We start from the raw sequence: 18560 nt of genomic DNA on the forward strand, positions 1-18560 counted from the left end.
GGGACCGCAATGGCCGAAACCCAATTCGACGTCATCGTCGTCGGAGGCGGCCCGGGCGGGTACGTCGCGGCGATCCGCGCAGCCCAACTCGGCATGAAGGCCGCGGTTATCGAGCGGGAGCACCTGGGGGGCATCTGCCTCAACTGGGGCTGCATCCCGACCAAGGCGCTGCTGCGCTCGTCCGAGGTCTCGCACATCCTGCACAACCTTGATGCTTATGGCTTTTCTGCCAAAGACATATCGTACGATCTTAACAAAGTGGTTCAGCGGTCACGAAAGGTCGCCAAGCAGCTGTCCGGCGGCGTCGCGCACCTGTTGAAGAAGAACAAGGTCACGGTCGTCGATGGCCACGGCAAGCTGGCAGGCACCCAGGGCGGGCTGCGCAAGATCGACGTCAGCAAGGACGGAAAGCCTGTCGGCAGCTACACGGCGAAGAACGTGATCCTTGCCACCGGCGCCCGGGCGCGGACGCTGCCGGGCATGGAGCCGGACGGCAAGACCATCGTGACCTACAAGGAGGCGATGGTTCCGGACAGCATGCCCAAAAGCCTGCTGGTCATTGGTTCCGGCGCGATCGGCATGGAGTTCGCCAGCTTCCACCACGACATGGGCTGCTCCGTCACCGTCCTCGAAGTCCTGGACCGCATCCTGCCGGCGGAGGACGAGGAGATCTCGGCGATCGCACTGAAGCAGTTCGCCAAGCAGGGCATGACGATCAAGACCGGCGTCAAGATCAGCAAGCTCGAGAAGGCCGGCAAGGGTGCCAAGGCGACCATCGAGGTTGGCGGCAAGTCCGAGACCATCGAGGTCGAGAAGGTCATCCTGGCGGTTGGCATCGTCGGCAACGTCGAGGACATCGGCCTGGAAGGCACCAAGGTGAAGGTCGAGAAGACCCACGTGGTGATCAACGAATGGATGGAGACCGGTGAACCCGGCGTCTTTGCGATTGGCGACATTGCCGGCCCGCCGTGGCTCGCCCATAAGGCCAGCCACGAGGGTGTGATCTGCGTCGAGCGGATCGCCGGCGTGAAGGGCCTGCACCCGCTGGACGTGCGCAAGATCCCGGGCTGCACCTACTGCCGCCCTCAGATCGCCAGCGTCGGGCTGAGCGAGGCGAAGGCCAAGGCCGCCGGCTACGACATCCGGGTCGGTCGGTTCCCGTTCGTCGGCAACGGCAAGGCGATCGCGCTCGGCGAACCCGACGGCATGGTCAAGACCGTGTTCGACAAGAAGACCGGCGAGTTGCTGGGCGCCCACATGATCGGCGCCGAAGTGACGGAGCTGATCCAGGGCTACGGCGTGGCCATGACCCTGGAGACCACCGAGGCCGAGCTGATGCATGCGGTGTTCCCGCACCCGACCCTGTCGGAAATGATGCACGAGTCGGTGCTTGACGCGTACGGCCGGGCCATCCACTTCTGAGGCGGTCCATTCCGCGACCGCGAAAGGATTGTTGATGAGCGAGACGAGCCCCGTGGCGACGACGACACACGATAGTGTCGGCGCTCAGCCCGAGCGCGTGCGCCATCCCGAGAAGGCGCACCGCCCGGACAACCCGGTGCAGAAGCGCAAGCCGGCCTGGATCCGGGTGAAGGCGCCGACCTCGGCGACCTATCACGAGACCCGGCGCATCATGCGCGAGCACAACCTGCACACCGTGTGCGAGGAAGCTGCCTGCCCGAACATCGGCGAGTGCTGGTCGAAGAAGCACGCCACCATGATGATCCTGGGCTCGGTGTGCACGCGAGCCTGTTCGTTCTGTAACGTCGCGACCGGGCGTCCCGACCAGCTCGATCCGCACGAGCCGGAGAACGTGGCGCAGTCGGTTGCCAAGCTTGGCCTCAGCCACGTCGTGATCACCTCGGTTGACCGCGACGATCTGGATGACGGTGGGGCCGGGCATTTCGCGGAGACCATCCTGCGCATCCGCCGGGCCTCCCCACGGACCACCATCGAGGTTCTGACGCCAGACTTCCTGCGCAAGAAGGACGCGCTGGCCATGGTCGTCGGCGCCAGGCCGGATGTCTTCAATCACAACCTCGAGACCGTGCCGCGCCTGTACGGCGAGGTTCGGCCGGGTGCGCGGTACTTCGCCTCCCTGCGCCTGCTGCAGCAGGTGAAGGAGCTGGATCCGGCGATGTTCACCAAGTCTGGCATCATGGTCGGCCTAGGCGAGGGGCGCGAGGAGGTCCTGCAGCTGATGGACGATCTGCGGGCCGCCGATGTCGACTTCATGACCATCGGCCAGTACCTGCAGCCGACGCCGAAGCATCACATCGTCGACCGGTTCGTGGAGCCGGCGGAGTTCGACGCTTACGCTCGTTTTGCCTATGCCAAGGGCTTCCTGATGGTGTCGTCGTCGCCGCTGACCCGCTCGTCGTACTTCGCCGGTGACGATTTTGCCCGGCTTCGCAGCGCCCGCGACCGTCGTCTGAACGGCGAGCAGGTGTCGGAGGCCGATGCGTTGGCTGCTCCGGCCGCCGAATAGCCCGACGGAAACCGCGCACGGTATGCCGACGCACGCTGAGAAGCGGGTGGTGCACCACCGCCCCGAGCAGCTTTTCCACTTGGTCGCCGACGTCGAGCGCTACCCGGAGTTCCTGCCGTGGTGCATCGGTGCGCGCATCAAGCGGCGCGATGGCCGGGTGCTCTTCGCCGACCTGGTGATTGGCTACAAGATGATCCGCGAGCGCTTTACCTCCCGGGTGGAGCCGCAGCCCGACAATCTACGGATCGACGTGACCTATACCGAGGGCCCGTTCCGATACCTGAACAACCACTGGGTCTTCACCGAGCATCCGGACGGCTGCCTGATCGATTTCTACGTGGATTTCGAGTTCAGGAACCGGATGCTGCAGAGCGTGATCGGCCTGTTTTTCAACGAGGCGGTCCGGCGCATGGTCCAGGCGTTCGAGACCCGCGCCGACGCGCTGTACGGAACGGCAGGTCCGGTTCAATCCGGCGAACGATAGACTTCCCTGGGGATCCGGTCGGCCAGCATCCGCAACGCGGTACGCACCGCCTCGCGACGGATGTCGGAACGATTGCCGTCGAACTCGTGCCGCTCGGTCATCGTGATGCCTCCGGTCATCGCGGACGCAAAATGCACCAGCCCCACCGGTTTGCTTGCCGTGCCACCGCCCGGACCTGCGACCCCGGTGATCGAGATGGTCAGAAGCGCGCGCGAGCGGGCCAGCGCGCCGATCGCCATTGCCTTGGCAACTTCCTCCGAAACCGCGCCATGGCGGCTGATCATCGGCGCCGGCACGCCGAGCTGCTCGGTCTTGGCATCGTTCGAGTAGGTCACGAAGCCGCGCTCAAGGACGTCGGACGATCCGGGCACCTCGGTCAGGCATCCTGCCACCAAGCCGCCGGTGCAGGATTCCGCGGTAGCGATCGTCAGCCCGGCCTCCCGGCAGGCGTCGATCAGGGCGGAGGCGGCATCGGTCAAGGCCACGGGCAGCATGTGGATCTCCGGCAATCTCAGGCGGTCGGGGCGATCGCCCAGCGGGCGAGCAGGATGATGGCGAAAGCGTAGAACCCGGCCACCAGATCGTCGAGCATGACGCCTTCGGCAGTCTTCATCCGTTGGTCGATCCAGTTTGCCGGCGGCGGTTTCAGGATATCGAGCGCACGAAACGCCAGGAAGGCGCCCAGCCACCACAGCGGGTCCGGCGGGCAGGCGGCCAATGCCAGCCACTGACCGGCGACCTCGTCGATCACGATGGCGCCGGGGTCGACCCGGCCGCTCTGGTTCTGATAGGCGCGGATTGCCGGGATTCCGGCGACGGCCGCCAGCATGGCTGCGGCCAGCAGGGCGAGCGATCCGCCGAACTCGGCGATCGGCCATGCCAACGCAACCGCGACGGCCGAGCCCCATGTGCCGGGCATGCCTGGCAGATAGCCGCTGCCAAGCCCGGTTGCGATCAGGATCCGCGGATTGGCAAGGGAAGGGCGATCACGCACCACTGCCCTCCGGAGTCGGCAGCAGCAGAGTTGCGACGGCCTGAGCGGCCACACCCTCCTGGCGCCCGGTGAAGCCGAGCCGCTCGGTCGTCGTCGCCTTGACCGACACGCGCTCCAGGTGAACCCCGCAGATCTCGGCGATGCGCGCCCGGATGGTGTCGCGGTGTGGCCCGATCTTGGGTCGCTCACAGATGATCGTCAGATCCAGATGGCTGATACGGCCCCCTCGCGCCACGACACGGCGCACGGCATCGGCCAGGAACCGGTCCGACGGCGCGCCGCGCCACTGCGGGTCGCTGGGTGGGAAATGCGCGCCGATATCGCCGTCGGCCATCGCGCCCAGGATTGCGTCGGTCAGTGCATGCAGGGCAACGTCGGCATCGGAGTGACCGACCAACGCTCCATCATTCGGAATCGAGACCCCTCCGAGAATCATTGACGTCCCGGGGCCGATCCGATGCACGTCGAACCCGGTGCCGACCCGCGTCTCGAGGTGGTTGGTCAACCGCGCTTCGGCGCGCGCCAGGTCATCGCCGGTTGTCAGCTTCATGGCGTCCTCCGAACCTTCGACCAATGCGACTGCAAGACCGGCCCGTTCGGCCAGGGCCGCATCGTCGGTAGCTGGCGGCGTACCGACAGCCGCACGATGAACTGCAAGCGCCTCGGCATACCGGAACCCCTGCGGCGTCTGGGCCCGCCACAGCCCGTCGCGCGACACGGTCTCCGCCACCTTGCCGTCGCGGCCGCGCTTCAGCGTATCGACCACCGGCAGGACCGGCACTGCCGCCGGCGATGCCGAGAGCGCGTCGAGCACCCGGTCGATCATCGCCGCCGGCACGAATGGGCGCGCGGCATCGTGAATCAGAACGATGTGGGGCGTGTGGTCGGCAAGGGCCTCCAGCCCGCGCCGCACCGAGTCCTGACGCTCGGCCCCGCCGATCACCGGGTCAAGCAGCCTCAGCCCGCAGGTAGCAGCAGCGTAGAGGTCCTGATGACCGTCGGCGATCACCACCCCGACCGAGTCGACCCGCGGATGATCCAGAAACGGCTTCAGGCAATGCCGAAGCACCGGCACGCCGCCGAGCGGCCGATACTGCTTGGGCAAGCCGCCGCCGGCTCGCTCGCCGCTTCCGGCGGCCACGATCAGCGCGATGGTCGTCACGTGCTGGATTTCCTCGTCGTCGGTCGGTCCGTGGCCGGGCAGGCCTTCGCATCTGGCGCCCCTGGAGCGGTGAACGATCTTAGTGTAGGCATCGGCTCATGTCTCTTGCCCTGAACCTGTCGGCGCTTGCCTCTCTCGTCCCGGCCGCCCTTATGGCGCTGCGCCCGGAGTCGGGCGCCGGCCCGCGACTGTGGGCTGCAGTGCTCATTGCCGGCGTCGGAGCCATCGGCTGGAGCGTAAACCGGTTGCTGGGGCACTGGGATCCTGGCCTCGGCACGGCATTGTGGATCAGCGTGGCGGCGACGCTGGTGGTCTACGCCGGAACGGTGCTGGTCCGCCCCTGGGCCGGTCGGTTGATTTGCCTGCTGGGGCCTTACCTGCTGCTTGTCGCGTTGCTTGCGACGATGACCGCAAGGCCGACACCGGCCGGGGTCGTCGACTCGTTGCCGAGTGCCTGGGTGGTCATCCATATCCTGGTATCGCTGACGACCTATGCCCTTGCCACGCTGGCGGCGGTGGCCGGCCTTGCGGTGGTGCTCAAAGAGGCTGCGCTCAAGGCCAAGAACGAGGACGGGTGGCGTGCCGGTCTGCCGGCGGTCGCCGATGCTGATCGCCTGCAGTTCCAGTTGCTGCTGATGGCGCTGGTGGTCCTCGGTGTCGGCATCGCCAGTGGCACGGTGTTGGAGCTTTCGGAAACCGGCCGACCGCTGATCCTGGATCACAAGACGGTGCTGTCGGTTATCGCGTTCGCGATGGTTGCGACCGTTCTTGTGCTCCACGCACGGTCCGGCCTGCGCGGCCGTCGGGCGGCGCGGGTGGTGCTTTTGGTCTACCTGCTGTTGACCCTGGCCTATCCTGGCGTGAAGGCGGTTCACGCGCTCCTGCTCGGGCCGTAACGCCGCGCTTGCCATTCCCGTCGACGACGTTACCATTGCCCAAGAATTCATCAACGAATTGTCATGCCCAAATTATGAGCATATCGATCGGACCGATCTCCCTGCGGGACCCAGTGTTGCTTGCGCCGATGTCCGGCGTGACCGACCGGCCGTACCGTCGGATCGTGCGGAGCTTTGGGGTCGGCTTGGTGATTTCCGAGATGATCGCCAGCGACGCCATGTTGCGGGAGGTTCGCGAAGAACTCCTGAAGGCCGAGATCGACACCGACGATACCCCGGCCGTGGTTCAGCTCGCCGGTTGGGATCCAGCCACGATGGCGGAAGCGGCGCGGCTGGCGGTCGAAGGTGGCGCTGCCGTCATCGACATCAATATGGGATGCCCCGCCAAGAAGGTGGTCAATCGCCTGGCCGGATCGGCGCTGATGCGCGACGAAACCTTGGCCGGCCAGATCATTTCAGCGGTCGTGAACGCGGTCGCTGTGCCGGTGACGCTGAAGATGCGTACCGGCTGGGACGACAACGACCGCAACGCGCCGCGCCTGGCAAAGATCGCCGAAGACGCCGGCGTGCGCATGATCACCGTTCACGGCCGCACGCGCTGCCAGATGTACACAGGCCAGGCCGATTGGGCGTTCATCCGCCAGGTCAAGGACGCGGTTTCCGTACCTGTTGTCGCCAACGGTGACATCGCCTCGCCGGAGGATGCCGCGCAGTGTCTGAGGGAATCCGGTGCCGATGGCGTTATGATCGGTCGCGGCGCCTATGGCCGGCCCTGGATCCTCAAGCAGGTCGCCGCCCGGCTTGCCGACGAAGCACCGGTTCCGGCGCCCTCGCTCGACGAACTGAAATTGCTCATCGTGCGGCACCTGGATGCGATGCTGTTGCACTACGGCGTCCATTCCGGGTTGCGCAACGCCCGCAAACACATCGGCTGGTACAGCCAAGGCCTGCCGGACTCCGCCGGGTTTCGCCAGGCAGTGAACAACACCGTCGAGCCGCAGCGGGTGTTCGTCGCGATCGACCGGTACTTCGACCCCCTGATCGAGCGGAGAGCGGCGTGAGCGCTGGAACGGCCAGGACGGCGCGCCGGCGGCGTGGCAATCCCGCAATAGACGGGACATCGGTCTTGAACGCGCTGTCGTCGGCGGTGGTGGTGGTCGATGCCGACAACCACGTGATCTCGCTGAACATGGCGGGAGAAGACCTGATCGGGGCCAGCGCCGCGCACGCAGCTGGCCGTCCATTGTCTGACTGGATTCCTGACGACAGTCCGTTGACCAGCATGGTCGAACAGGCACGTGTCACCCAGTCCAGCCTGTCGGACTACGACCTGGTGATCGAATCGCCGAAGCTCGGCCAACGCACCGTGAACGTCCAGATTTCACCGATTCCGGAAACGGCCGGCTGCGTCGCCATAAGCCTCCAGGAGCGCTCGATCGCCTTCAAGATGCACAGACAGCTGTCATACCGAGGTGCGGCGCGTTCGGTAACGGCGATGGCGTCGATGCTGGCGCATGAGGTGAAGAATCCGTTGTCGGGCATCCGGGGGGCTGCACAGCTTCTCGAACAGTCAGTGTCGGCCGAAGACGCCACGCTGACCCAACTGATCTGCGATGAAACCGACCGGATCTGCGCTCTGGTCGACCGCATGGAGGTGTTCTCCGACGAGCGCCCGATCCAGCGCGGCCCCGTGAACATCCATGAAGTGCTGGAGCGCTGCCGTCGGATTGCGCAGAACGGTTTCGGCCGGCACGTCACGTTTGTGGAACGCTACGATCCGTCACTGCCACCGGTTCTCGGCAACCGGGATCTGCTGGTTCAGGTATTCCTGAACCTGATCAAGAACGCGTGCGAGGCGGTTCCCGGGGACGGTGGCGAAATCACGCTGACCACCAGCTACCGTCACGGCATGCGGGTCGCCGTACCCGGCTCGCGCGAGCGGCTGCACCTGCCGCTGCAGGTTGCTGTCCAGGACAACGGACCCGGCATATCCGAAGACCTGCGCGCGAACCTGTTCGAGCCGTTCGTGACCACCAAGATCAACGGATCCGGCCTCGGCCTCGCATTCGTCGCCAAGACCGTCGCCGATCACGGCGGTGTCATCGAGGTGGACTCGGCCGCTCGCCGTACGACGTTCCGCCTGACCTTTCCGATCACCGACGAGCCGAAACCGCGGCGGGTCCGGCGACGGGCCGGAGTCGAGGAAGAGAGCGTGCCATGACCGATCAGCGCGCATCCATTCTGGTCGCTGACGACGATCGAGCGATCCGGACGGTGCTGAACCAGGCGTTGGCCCGACTGGGTTACGACGTGAAGAGCACGGGCACGGCCGCAGGGCTGTGGCAATGGGTTGAGGAGGGCGAGGGCGATCTGGTGATCACCGACGTGGTGATGCCCGACGAGAACGGGCTCGACATGCTGCCTCGCATCCGCAGGGCCCGGCCCGACCTGCGCGTGATCGTCATGAGCGCCCAGAACACGCTGCTGACCGCCGTCAAGGCGAGCGAGCGGGGCGCTTTTGAGTATCTGCCGAAACCGTTCGATCTGAACGAGTTGATCGCCACCGTTCGAAAAGCGCTGTCGGCGCCGACCGCAGCGCCTGTCGTGACGGCCGATCAGGCGGAACCGGCGCTTCCGACGGAGGAGCCGCTGCCGCTGATTGGCCGGTCGCCGGCGATGCAGGACATCTACCGGGTATTGGCCCGGCTGATGGGCACCGACCTGACCGTGATGATCACGGGTGAGTCCGGAACGGGAAAGGAATTGGTGGCGCGCGCGCTGCACGACTACGGCAAGCGTCGCGACGGCCCGTTCGTCGCCATCAACATGGCGGCGATCCCGCGAGAATTGATCGAATCGGAACTGTTCGGACACGAGAAGGGGGCGTTCACCGGCGCGACCGTACGGGCCACCGGACGGTTCGAGCAGGCCCAGGGGGGGACGCTGTTCCTGGATGAGATCGGCGACATGCCGCTGGAAGCGCAGACCCGCTTGCTGCGGGTACTGCAGGAAGGCGAGTACACGACGGTCGGCGGCCGACTCCCGATCCGGGCCGATGTGCGCATCGTTGCAGCCACCCACCGGGATCTCAGGCAGTTGATCCGCCAGGGGCTGTTCCGCGAAGACCTGTTCTACCGTCTGAACGTGGTTCCGATCCGATTGCCGGCGCTGCGAGAACGGGTTGAAGATGTTCCGGATCTCGCACGGCATTTTTTCCTGCAGCTTCCTCAGGAAGGTCTGCCGATCAAGCACCTGGACCCGGGAGCCTTGGCCCGTCTTCAACGTTACGCGTGGCCGGGCAACGTGCGGGAACTGGAGAATCTGTGCCGACGGCTGTCCGCACTGTACGCCGAAGAGACCATCGGCGAGGAAGCGATCGATGCCGAACTGGCCGACACGGTCGAGCGCGAGACGCTGTCCGGCGACAGCAGCCCAGACAACCTGTCCAGCGCCGTCGAACACCACTTGACCCTGTATTTCAGCGCCCATCAGGACGGGCTGCCGGCACCGGGCCTGTACGATCGGATCCTGCGGGAGGTCGAGCGTCCGCTGGTCACGTTGTGCCTCAACGCGACGCGCGGCAATCAGATCAAGGCGGCCGAAGTCCTTGGCCTGAATCGAAACACCTTGCGCAAGAAGATCCGCGAGTTGGACATCCCGGTAATCCGTGGCGTACGTTCCGACCTGTAACGCGCCGATGACCGCACGGCACTTCATGGTCGCGACCGCACACAAGCCTCGGGCTCGATGACCGACGCCACAACACCGCCGATACAGGCTGAGTCCGCCGAAGCGCCGGCCGCGCATCCGGCCGCGCCGAGCGCCATTGGCACGCCGCGGCTGAATGCCTTCCTGCGCTGGGCCCGGCGGGTCGACCTTGAGCGCCGGCTGGCGCTTGCCCTGGCCGCCCTGGCCATCATCTCTGGCGTTGGCACCGCGGTGATCCTGACCGGCTCGGGACCGCTCGGCCCCGAGCCGGACATGGTGCTGGCCGCCGTTTACCTCAACATTGCGTTCCTGCTCGCCCTTGGTGCGCTGGTCACCCGGCAACTGGTCCGGATCTGGCTCGAGCGGCGGCGCGGCCAGGCCGGGTCGCGCCTGCACGTTCGCCTGGCGGTCATGTTCGCCGCCGTCGCCGTCACCCCGACCCTGATCGTATCGATATTCTCGGCGGTTTTCTTCGACTTCGGGCTGCGCAGCTGGTTCAGCGAGCGGGTCGCTACCGCTGTGAAGAGTTCAACCGCGGTTGCCGAAGCCTATCTGGACGAGCACCGGCAAACGATCCGTGGCGATGCGTTGGCCATGGCCAATGACCTGAACCGGGAGGCGCCCTTCCTGTTGTCGGACACCCGGCGCTTCAATCAGATCATGTCCGCCCAGGCTGCGGTTCGGAACCTGACGGAAGCCGTGGTCTTCGACGGTTCGGGGCGCCCGCTCGCCCGGTCCAGTCTCTCGTTCTCGTTCGAATTTGAGCCGCTACCCGAAAGGGCAATGGCGCAGGCGAGAGACGGCGAGGTGGTCATCCTGACGAGCGAGAACGACGATCGAATTCGAGCGCTGGTAGCGCTAAATCAGTTCGTCGACGCGTTTCTGTTCGTGGGCCGTTTCGTTGACCCGGCACTGCTGGCCCACGTCGAGCGCACCCAGGAAGCCGTGTCGCAATACCGGGCGCTGGAAGGCAAGCGGTTCGATTTCCAACTGACGTTCGCGATCGTGTTCGCGCTGGTGGCCCTGCTGCTGCTGCTCGCGGCAAGCTGGGTCGGCCTTCTGTTGGCAGACCGGATCGCGCGGCCGGTCAGCGCGCTGATCCGCGTGGCCGAACGGGTTCGTGCCGGCGACCTGTCGATCAGGGTGTCGCCCTCCGAGGCAGTGGACGAACTGGCCACCTTGAGCCGGGCGTTCAACCGGATGACCGCACAGCTTGAATCCCAGCGCACGGAGTTGATCGACGCCAATCAACAGCTCGATGAGCGGAGGCGCTTCTCGGAGGCGGTACTGGGCGGGGTTTCGGCGGGCGTCATCGGCCTCGATCCGGCCGGCAACGTCAATCTGCCCAACCGATCGGCGAGCCGACTGCTTGGGCTCGATCTGGACGCTGCGATCGGCCAGCCGCTCCAGGACCTGCTCCCGGAATTTGCTCCCCTGATCGCCGAGGCACGCCGCCGGCCATGGCGCGATGCCGAGGATCAGGTCGTCGTTCACGGTGCCGACGATCAGCGCAAGACGCTCCTGGCGCGGATCGCGGCGGACAGCGCGGCCGGCCAGATCACCGGGTTTGTGGCGACATTCGACGATGTGACGGAACTCCTGGCGGCACAGCGCAAAGCCGCCTGGGCCGATATCGCACGCCGCATCGCACACGAGATCAAGAATCCGCTAACCCCGATCCAGTTGTCGGCGGAGCGTCTGAAGCGCAAATATCTCTCCGAGATCGTATCCGACCCGGAAACGTTCGAGCGGATGACCGATACCATCGTTCGTCAGGTCGGGGACATCGGTCGTATGGTCGACGAGTTCTCGGCGTTCGCTCGGATGCCGACACCGGTCATGCGGCCTGAGACCATCGGTGAACTGATCACCAGTGCCGTGGACCTGCAGCGGGCTGGCCGAGCGGACATCACGTTCACCACCACCCTTCCTGCCGAGCCGATCACCGTCATCTGCGATTCGCGGCAGATCCGCCAGGCGCTGACCAACCTTCTGCAGAATGCGATGGATGCGATCGAAGGGCGACGCCAGGAGCTCGGCGACACCGGCGAGGGTCCGGCGCGCGACGAGATCGAGGTGGCGGCGCAGTACCAGGACGCCCGGCTCTCCGTGGTGATTTCGGACAATGGGAGAGGGCTTCCCGAAACCGACAGGGACCGTTTGACCGAGCCGTACGTCACCACGCGGGAGAAAGGAACCGGGCTCGGACTGGCAATAGTGAAGAAAATCATGGAAGATCACGGAGGATCCGTCGAGCTAAGAGACCGTCCCGGCGGCGGTGCTATTGTCAGCTTGATGTTTGAAACGGACGCACCGACGCAGACCGAAACCGACCCGGCATCCGAGTCCCATGGCGAATGACATTCTGATCGTCGACGACGAAGCCGATATTCGGATGCTGATCGCCGGAATCCTCGAAGACGAAGGCTATGATACCCGGTCGGCCGCGAACGCTCGCGAAGCGCTGGATGAGATTCGCCGGCGGATGCCGTCGCTGGTCGTTCTCGATATCTGGCTGCAGAACAGCCACCTCGACGGCATCGGAATCCTTGATGAAGTCAGACGCGATCACCCGGACCTTCCGGTCATCATGATTTCCGGGCATGGCACGATTGAAACGGCCGTGGCGGCGATCAAGAAGGGCGCGTACGACTTCATCGAGAAGCCGTTCAAGGCTGATCGCCTGTTGTTCATGATCGAACGCGCGGTCGAGTCCGCCAAGCTGCGGCGGGAGGTGCACGAACTCCGCCGCCGGGCTGGCTCGGCGACCGATCTGATCGGATTGTCCACCGGCCTCAACGCCGTGCGCAGCGCCATTGAGAAGGTGGCGCCGACCGGCAGCCGCGTCCTGATCACCGGGCCTGCCGGCGCCGGCAAGGAAGTCGTTGCCCGCCGCATTCATGAGCGCTCCCGGCGGGCCGACGGGCCTTTCGTAGTTCTCAACTGCGCCACGCTGACGCCGGACCGCCTGGAGTCGGAACTGTTCGGCACAGAGCCCGGCGGGCGCGAGGCGCGCACCGTCGGTACGTTGGAGCTTGCGCACAAAGGCACGCTGCTGCTCGACGAAGTTGCCGACATGCCGATCGAGACCCAGGGCAAGATCCTCCGCGTCCTGCAGGAGCAGGCGTTTCGGCGGATTGGCGGCGAGACCGAGGTCGAGGTCGATGTCCGGGTCGTGGCTGCCACGAACCGTGACCTGCAGTTGGAAATGGGGGCAGGCCGGTTCCGCGAGGATCTGTTCTACCGACTGAACGTCGTGCCGATCCGCGTGCCGCCGCTGCGGGAACGTCGCGAGGATGTTCCCATCCTGGCGAGGCATTTCGTACGCCAGACGGCTGAAAACGGCGGCATGGTGGTTCGCACCCTCGGAGAGGATTCTGTCGCTGCACTGCAGGCCTATGACTGGCCGGGCAACGTTCGGCAGTTGCGCAACGTGATCGACTGGGTGTTGATCATGGCGGCCGGTGATCCACGCGAACCGATCCGCGCCGACCAACTGCCGCCGGAGATCGGGTCGACAACTCCCGCCACCCTGAAATGGGACAAGGGGAGCGAGATCATGGGCATGGCGTTGCGCGAAGCCCGAGAGACGTTCGAGCGGGAGTACCTGATATCCCAGGTCAATCGGTTCGGCGGCAATATTTCCCGGACCGCCACCTTCATTGGCATGGAACGCTCCGCACTGCATCGCAAGATGAAGTCACTTGGGGTGTTCCAAGGGGAGAAGCTGGTCCGCCCGGCCGGTTGAGGACAACCCATGAAAGTCATCATCTGCGGCGCCGGCCAAGTCGGCACCAGCATCGCCCGTCATCTTGCGGGCGAGAACAACGACGTGACGGTGATCGACCAGGAGCCAGCGCTGATCCAGAAAATCAGCGACACCCTGGACGTCCGCGCCATCAATGGCTTCGCGTCCCATCCCGGCACCCTCGAACTGGCCGGTGCCCGAGACGCCGACATGCTGATCGCCGTGACCTATTCCGACGAGGTCAACATGGTGGCCTGTCAAGTCGGCCACTCGCTGTTCAACGTTCCGACCAAGATCGCCCGCGTCCGCAACCAGAATTACCTGCTGCCGATCTGGGCGGATCTGTTCTCCCGCGAGCACATGCCGATCGACGTCATCATCTCGCCGGAACGCGAGGTGGCACGCGCGATCGGCCGTCGTTTGCAGGTTCCCGGCGCCCTTGACGTGGTGCCGATGGCCGACGGCAAGGTCCGCGTTGTCGGTGTGCGCTGCGACGAGAACACGCCGATCGCCAACACCCCGTTGCGGCAGTTGACGTCCCTGTTCACCGACCTGGCGATCGTCATCGTCGGCATCCTGCGCGATGAGCGTGCGATCGTCCCGAAGCCCGAAGACCAGATGCTGCCGGGCGACGAGGTCTATTTCGTCTGCGACAGCACGCATCTGTCCCGTGCGCTGGCCAGCTTCGGCCACGAAGAACCCGAAGCGCGCAGCGTGGTCATTGCCGGGGGCGGGAACATCGGCCTAACGCTGGCCCAGGAAATCGAGCGCGACCATCCAGGGGTCAACACCAAGATCATCGAGTTCTCCCGGGATCGGGCGCGATACATTGCCCAGACGCTGAACCGGACCATGGTCCTGAATGGCGACGTGCTCGATCCGGAAATCCTCGATGAAGCAAACATCGCCCAGACCGAAACGTTCGTCGCGGTATCAAACGATGACGAGGTCAACATCCTGAGTTCGCTGCTGGCCAAGCGCTCGGGTTGCGGCCGTACAGTTACGCTGATCAACACACTGACCTATGCGCCGTTGATCACGCAGCTCGGCATCGACGCGGTCGTCAACCCCAGGGCGATCACCGTATCGTCGATCCTGCAGCATGTGCGGCGTGGTCGAATCCGCAGCGTTTACTCGCTGCGCGAGGATTTCGGTGAGGTCATCGAGGCCGAAGCTCTCGACACCTCGCCGCTGGTCGGACGGCCGCTCAAGGATGCGCGTCTGCCATCGGGGGTCATCATCGGCGCCATCGTTCGTGACGGTCAGGTCATCGTTCCGCGCGGCGAAACGGTGGTCGAAGCGAAGGATCGCGTCGTCGTCTTCGCGACCTATGAGGCGGTCAAAAAGGTCGAGAAGCTGTTCACGGTCAGGCTGGACTTTTTCTGAGACGCGTCGGGGTGTAAGGGAAGGCACTTCTCACGCGCGGAGACCCGGAATGTCACGCATCGCCTATGTCAACGGACGCTACGTCCCACACGCGGACGCTGTCGTTCACATCGAGGACCGCGGCTATCAGTTTGCCGACGGTGTGTACGAGGTGGTGCTGATCCACAATGGCGCGATGGTCGATGAGCTCCCGCACCTCGATCGTCTCGACCGGTCGCTTCGCGAGCTGCGCATCGCGGCTCCGATGACTCGGCCGGCGCTGCGGTCCGTCATGCGCGAGCTGCTGCGCCGCAACCGTATCCGCACCGGGTTGATATACATGCAGGCGACGCGTGGTGTGGCGCGCCGCGACCATCCGTTTCCCAAGAACCCCGTGACGGCGCTGGTGATGACGGCGAAGCGGGTTTCGCTTCCGTCGGCGGCGGCCGTGGAAAACGGCGTGAAGGTGATATCCATCCGCGACATCCGCTGGGAACGCTGTGACATCAAGACCGTGGCCTTGCTTCCCAACGTGCTCGGCAAGCAGCAGGCGAAAGAGGCGGGCGCCTATGAGGCCTGGCAGGTCGATGACGACGGCTATGTGACCGAAGGAACGTCGACCAATGCGTGGATCGTTACCAAGGACGGTGAACTGGTTACCCGCAATGCCAACCAGTCGATCCTCAACGGCATCACGCGGCTGTCACTCCTGAAACTGGCAGAACGCGAGAAACTTCGGTTCGTCGAGCGCGGCTTCACTCTGGATGAGGCCAAGCAGGCGCGGGAGGCCTTCGTCTCGTCCGCAACGTCGTTCGTTACACCGGTCACCCAGATCGACGACGCGGTCGTCGGGAACGGCAAGGCGGGCTCGGTTGGCCTTGGGCTGCGCGAGGCCTACCTCGCCTATGCGGCGGGCGAGGGACGGACGGAATGATGATCCTGCCGGCGCCGCGAGCGGTCGTTTTCGACTGGGATTCGACGCTGGTCGACAATTGGGGTGCGATTGCTCGAGCGCTTGAGCGGACCTTCACGGCCATGGGGCACGTGCCCTGGACCGAGACGGAAGTCAGGGCCCGTGCCAAGAAGTCGCTTCGGGATACCTTTCCAACCCTGTTTGGCGACCGGGCGGAGGAAGCCACCCGGTTGTTCTATGCCGGCTTCGAGGCAGTGCACCTGGAGACACTGACGGTACTGGAAGGTGCTGCGGACCTTCTTGACGGTCTCGCAAGCCGCGGCATCCCGGCAGCGGTGGTCAGCAATAAGTCCGGCGGCTATCTCAGACGCGAGGCGGCGCACCTCGGGTGGGATCGCTACTTCCACAGGATCGTTGGCGCCACCGATGCGCCCCGCGACAAGCCGGCGCCGGATCCTGTCCATATGGCCCTGGCGGGTACCGGGGTTGCGGCGGGTCCCCACGTCTGGTTTGTCGGCGACTCGGCGGTTGACTTGGCCTGTGCGCACGCTGCCGGCTGTACCGCGGTCTTGATTCACCCGGACAATCCGCCTCCGGAGGATGTGTCCTTGCATCCCCCCGCCATGCATTTAGCGGACTGCCGCGAGCTTTTGCTGCAGTTACGGGATTGAGTGGCCGCCGCGCCTCATTATATGTTTAGCTGACATCTCGCAGGTGCGAGATAGAAATGGTGGGCCGCTTCACTGCGGTACCACCGCCGAGCCTTGGGCTCTAACGATAAGGAATGCAAGATGGCCGCCGAGAAGAGCCAAAGCGTTCAGGACGTGTTTCTGAACAAGATCCGCAAGGACAAGACGCCGGTTACCGTGTTTTTGGTCAACGGCGTGAAACTGCAGGGCATCGTCACGTGGTTTGACAATTTCTGCCTGTTGCTGCGTCGGGATGCGCATTCGCAGCTTGTTTACAAGCACGCGATCTCGACGATCATGCCGCAGCATCCGGTGTCGCTGTTTGACGCCAAGGAGGAAGGCGAAGGTTGACGAGGCGGTCATGGGTACCCGAGCGCTCGTTGTCCATCCACGCCTGAAGACCAGGGACGACGCCTCAGCCGACAGTGTCCGCGACCCCGAGGCTCGTCTTGAGGAAGCGGTTGGCCTGACATCGGCCATCGACTTGCTGTCGGTGCACGCGGAGGTCGTGACGGTCAACAAGCCGCGTCCGGGTTCGCTGCTCGGAGGTGGCCAGATCGAGCGCATCGCCCAGATGGTCGAGGCGCTGGAGATTGAAGTGGTGGTCGTCGACCGGCCGCTGACTCCGGTTCAACAGCGCAATCTTGAAAAAGAACTCGACGCCAAGGTCATCGACCGGACGCAGTTGATCCTTGAGATTTTCGGCGCCCGGGCGCGGACCCATGAGGGCCGGCTTCAGGTCGACCTGGCGTCGCTGACCTTTCAGCGCTCCCGACTGGTCCGGTCCTGGACCCACCTCGAGCGGCAGCGCGGTGGCGGCGGCTTCCTGGGGGGGCCGGGTGAGCGCCAGCTGGAAATCGACCGCCGGCTGATCGACGACAAGATCATCCGGATCCGTCGTGAGCTGGAGGAAGTCAAGCGAACCCGCGAACTGCACCGGGGCGCCAGGCGGAGGGTGCCTTACCCGATCGTGGCCTTGGTCGGCTACACCAATGCCGGAAAGTCGACCCTGTTCAACCGGCTGTCCGGGGCTTCGGTCGTGGCCGAGGACCTACTGTTCGCCACCCTCGACCCCACGATGCGACGCATCGAGGTTCCAGGCGGACGCACCATCATCCTGTCGGACACCGTCGGCTTCATTTCGGACCTGCCGACCCATCTGGTGGCGGCATTCCGGGCGACCCTCGAAGAGGTCACCGAAGCCGACGTCGTCGTGCATGTGCGGGACATCTCACACCCTGATTCCAACGCACAGAAGGCCGATGTGGTCGGGGTTCTTGCCGGTCTCGGGATCGATGAGACCACCCGGTCCGGTCGCATGCTGGAAGTGCTCAACAAGATCGACCGCTTGCCGGATGACCAGCGCATTGCCGTGAAGCAGCGGGCCGGATCGGGGAATGAGCCGGTTGCTGCGGTTTCGGCGATTACCGGCGAGGGGATCGGCGAACTGACGTCCGCGATCGCCCAGCTGTTGGGCGTCAACGACCAGGTTTGCACGTTCACGCTCGATCTGTCGGACGGTGCGGCGATTGCTTGGCTGTACGCTCACGGCGAGGTTGTGGAGCGCACCGACGATGCCGAAGGCTCCGCGGCGGTCAGCGTAAGGCTCTCCGTGGCGGACGCAGATCGCTTCGAGAAGCGGTTCGGATCGTCAATCCGGCATCGTGCGTCCTGAATACCGGCTGGGAATCGGCCAATCGCTGCGATTGACAGCGACCAATTGACGCTTCTATACCCTCTAGCACTCGACAAAGGTGAGTGCCAACAGCACCGCCGACCGCCGTGCCTTGCTTGGCCGGGGTCATCAACACGGAGGTTTCCCATGAAGTTTCGCCCGCTGCACGATCGCGTCGTGATCGAGCCGATCGAGTCCGAGACCAAGACCGCCGGTGGAATCATCATTCCGGACAACGCCAAAGAGAAGCCGTCCCAGGGCAAGGTGCTTGCCGTCGGTCCCGGCGCTCGCGACGAGGCCGGCAAGGTCCACAAGCTTGACGTCAAGAAGGGCGACACCGTGCTGTACGGCAAGTGGTCCGGCACCGAGGTCAAGCTCGACGGCAAGACCGTCATGATCATGCGCGAAAGCGACCTCATGGGAATTGTCGGCTGAACC

The 18560-nt window shown here is 64.9% G+C and carries 18 protein-coding genes; 15 read left to right on the forward strand and 3 right to left on the reverse strand.

Translation table 11 applies throughout. The features are described 5' to 3' along the window. Window positions 1-9 precede the first annotated feature (9 nt). Genes lpdA through RIC54_RS24525 form a run of 3 tightly spaced genes read left to right on the forward strand, consistent with a single transcriptional unit; the run spans window position 10 to window position 2972 of the window. Complete coding sequence (gene lpdA, locus RIC54_RS24515; RefSeq protein WP_350094838.1) at window positions 10-1422, forward strand: dihydrolipoyl dehydrogenase; 1413 nt, start codon at window positions 10-12, stop codon at window positions 1420-1422. Window positions 1423-1456: 34 nt separating this feature from the next. After that, window positions 1457-2488, forward strand: a complete 1032-nt coding sequence (gene lipA / locus RIC54_RS24520) for a lipoyl synthase (RefSeq protein ID WP_350094841.1) — start codon at window positions 1457-1459, stop codon at window positions 2486-2488. A gap of 22 nt (window positions 2489-2510) precedes the next feature. Continuing rightward, window positions 2511-2972: a type II toxin-antitoxin system RatA family toxin gene (locus RIC54_RS24525; protein ID WP_350094844.1), complete on the forward strand. Its 462-nt coding sequence runs from the start codon at window positions 2511-2513 to the stop codon at window positions 2970-2972. Here RIC54_RS24525 and RIC54_RS24530 read toward each other — a convergent pair. From RIC54_RS24530 to RIC54_RS24540, 3 genes are read right to left on the reverse strand one after another with little or no spacing between them, the layout of a single operon-like run. Then, window positions 2954-3466: a CinA family protein gene (locus tag RIC54_RS24530; RefSeq protein ID WP_350094847.1), complete on the reverse strand. Its 513-nt coding sequence runs from the start codon at window positions 3464-3466 to the stop codon at window positions 2954-2956. The two genes, RIC54_RS24525 and RIC54_RS24530, sit on opposite strands and share 19 nt — an antisense overlap. A gap of 17 nt (window positions 3467-3483) precedes the next feature. Next, complete coding sequence (locus RIC54_RS24535) at window positions 3484-3966, reverse strand: phosphatidylglycerophosphatase A family protein (RefSeq protein ID WP_350094850.1); 483 nt, start codon at window positions 3964-3966, stop codon at window positions 3484-3486. After that, window positions 3959-5128 (reverse strand): bifunctional 2-C-methyl-D-erythritol 4-phosphate cytidylyltransferase/2-C-methyl-D-erythritol 2,4-cyclodiphosphate synthase, encoded by a 1170-nt coding sequence (locus tag RIC54_RS24540; RefSeq protein ID WP_350094853.1) that lies wholly within the window; start codon window positions 5126-5128, stop codon window positions 3959-3961. Before RIC54_RS24540 ends, RIC54_RS24535 begins: the two co-directional genes overlap by 8 nt. Before the next feature lie 98 nt (window positions 5129-5226). On the opposite strand from RIC54_RS24540, the gene ccsA reads away from it, so the two are divergent. From ccsA to RIC54_RS24600, 12 genes are all read left to right on the forward strand, one after another. Continuing rightward, window positions 5227-6024: a cytochrome c biogenesis protein CcsA gene (gene ccsA, locus RIC54_RS24545; RefSeq protein WP_350094856.1), complete on the forward strand. Its 798-nt coding sequence runs from the start codon at window positions 5227-5229 to the stop codon at window positions 6022-6024. Between the two features lie 74 nt (window positions 6025-6098). Further along, window positions 6099-7085, forward strand: coding sequence for a tRNA dihydrouridine synthase DusB (gene dusB / locus RIC54_RS24550; protein WP_350094859.1), 987 nt, complete (start codon window positions 6099-6101; stop codon window positions 7083-7085). Then, a complete protein-coding gene (locus RIC54_RS24555; protein ID WP_350094862.1) occupies window positions 7082-8245 on the forward strand; it encodes a two-component system sensor histidine kinase NtrB in 1164 nt (387 codons plus the stop codon). Before dusB ends, RIC54_RS24555 begins: the two co-directional genes overlap by 4 nt. Next, entirely contained in the window at window positions 8242-9714 is a 1473-nt protein-coding gene (gene ntrC, locus RIC54_RS24560; RefSeq protein WP_350151531.1) for a nitrogen regulation protein NR(I), read from the forward strand. Before RIC54_RS24555 ends, ntrC begins: the two co-directional genes overlap by 4 nt. Window positions 9715-9771: 57 nt before the next feature. Beyond that, complete coding sequence (locus tag RIC54_RS24565) at window positions 9772-12093, forward strand: sensor histidine kinase NtrY-like (RefSeq protein WP_350094868.1); 2322 nt, start codon at window positions 9772-9774, stop codon at window positions 12091-12093. After that, window positions 12083-13480: a nitrogen assimilation response regulator NtrX gene (ntrX, locus tag RIC54_RS24570; RefSeq protein ID WP_350094871.1), complete on the forward strand. Its 1398-nt coding sequence runs from the start codon at window positions 12083-12085 to the stop codon at window positions 13478-13480. Before RIC54_RS24565 ends, ntrX begins: the two co-directional genes overlap by 11 nt. 9 nt (window positions 13481-13489) lie before the next feature. Then, window positions 13490-14866: a Trk system potassium transporter TrkA gene (gene trkA / locus RIC54_RS24575; RefSeq protein WP_350094874.1), complete on the forward strand. Its 1377-nt coding sequence runs from the start codon at window positions 13490-13492 to the stop codon at window positions 14864-14866. 49 nt (window positions 14867-14915) lie between these two features. Next, the gene (locus RIC54_RS24580; protein ID WP_350094877.1) at window positions 14916-15779 is read left to right on the forward strand and encodes a D-amino-acid transaminase; all 864 of its coding nucleotides are present in this window, start codon (window positions 14916-14918) and stop codon (window positions 15777-15779) included. Continuing rightward, the gene (locus RIC54_RS24585) at window positions 15776-16429 is read left to right on the forward strand and encodes an HAD family hydrolase (RefSeq protein WP_350094880.1); all 654 of its coding nucleotides are present in this window, start codon (window positions 15776-15778) and stop codon (window positions 16427-16429) included. Before RIC54_RS24580 ends, RIC54_RS24585 begins: the two co-directional genes overlap by 4 nt. Window positions 16430-16549: 120 nt before the next feature. Beyond that, entirely contained in the window at window positions 16550-16798 is a 249-nt protein-coding gene (gene hfq, locus RIC54_RS24590; protein WP_007675125.1) for an RNA chaperone Hfq, read from the forward strand. Between the two features lie 10 nt (window positions 16799-16808). Continuing rightward, a complete protein-coding gene (gene hflX, locus RIC54_RS24595) occupies window positions 16809-18122 on the forward strand; it encodes a GTPase HflX (protein ID WP_350151533.1) in 1314 nt (437 codons plus the stop codon). Between the two features lie 147 nt (window positions 18123-18269). Continuing rightward, complete coding sequence (locus RIC54_RS24600) at window positions 18270-18557, forward strand: co-chaperone GroES (RefSeq protein WP_007675129.1); 288 nt, start codon at window positions 18270-18272, stop codon at window positions 18555-18557. The last annotated feature ends 3 nt before the right edge of the window (window positions 18558-18560 follow it).

This window comes from Thalassobaculum sp. (assembly GCF_040219215.1).
Taxonomy (GTDB): Bacteria; Pseudomonadota; Alphaproteobacteria; order Thalassobaculales; family Thalassobaculaceae; genus Thalassobaculum_A.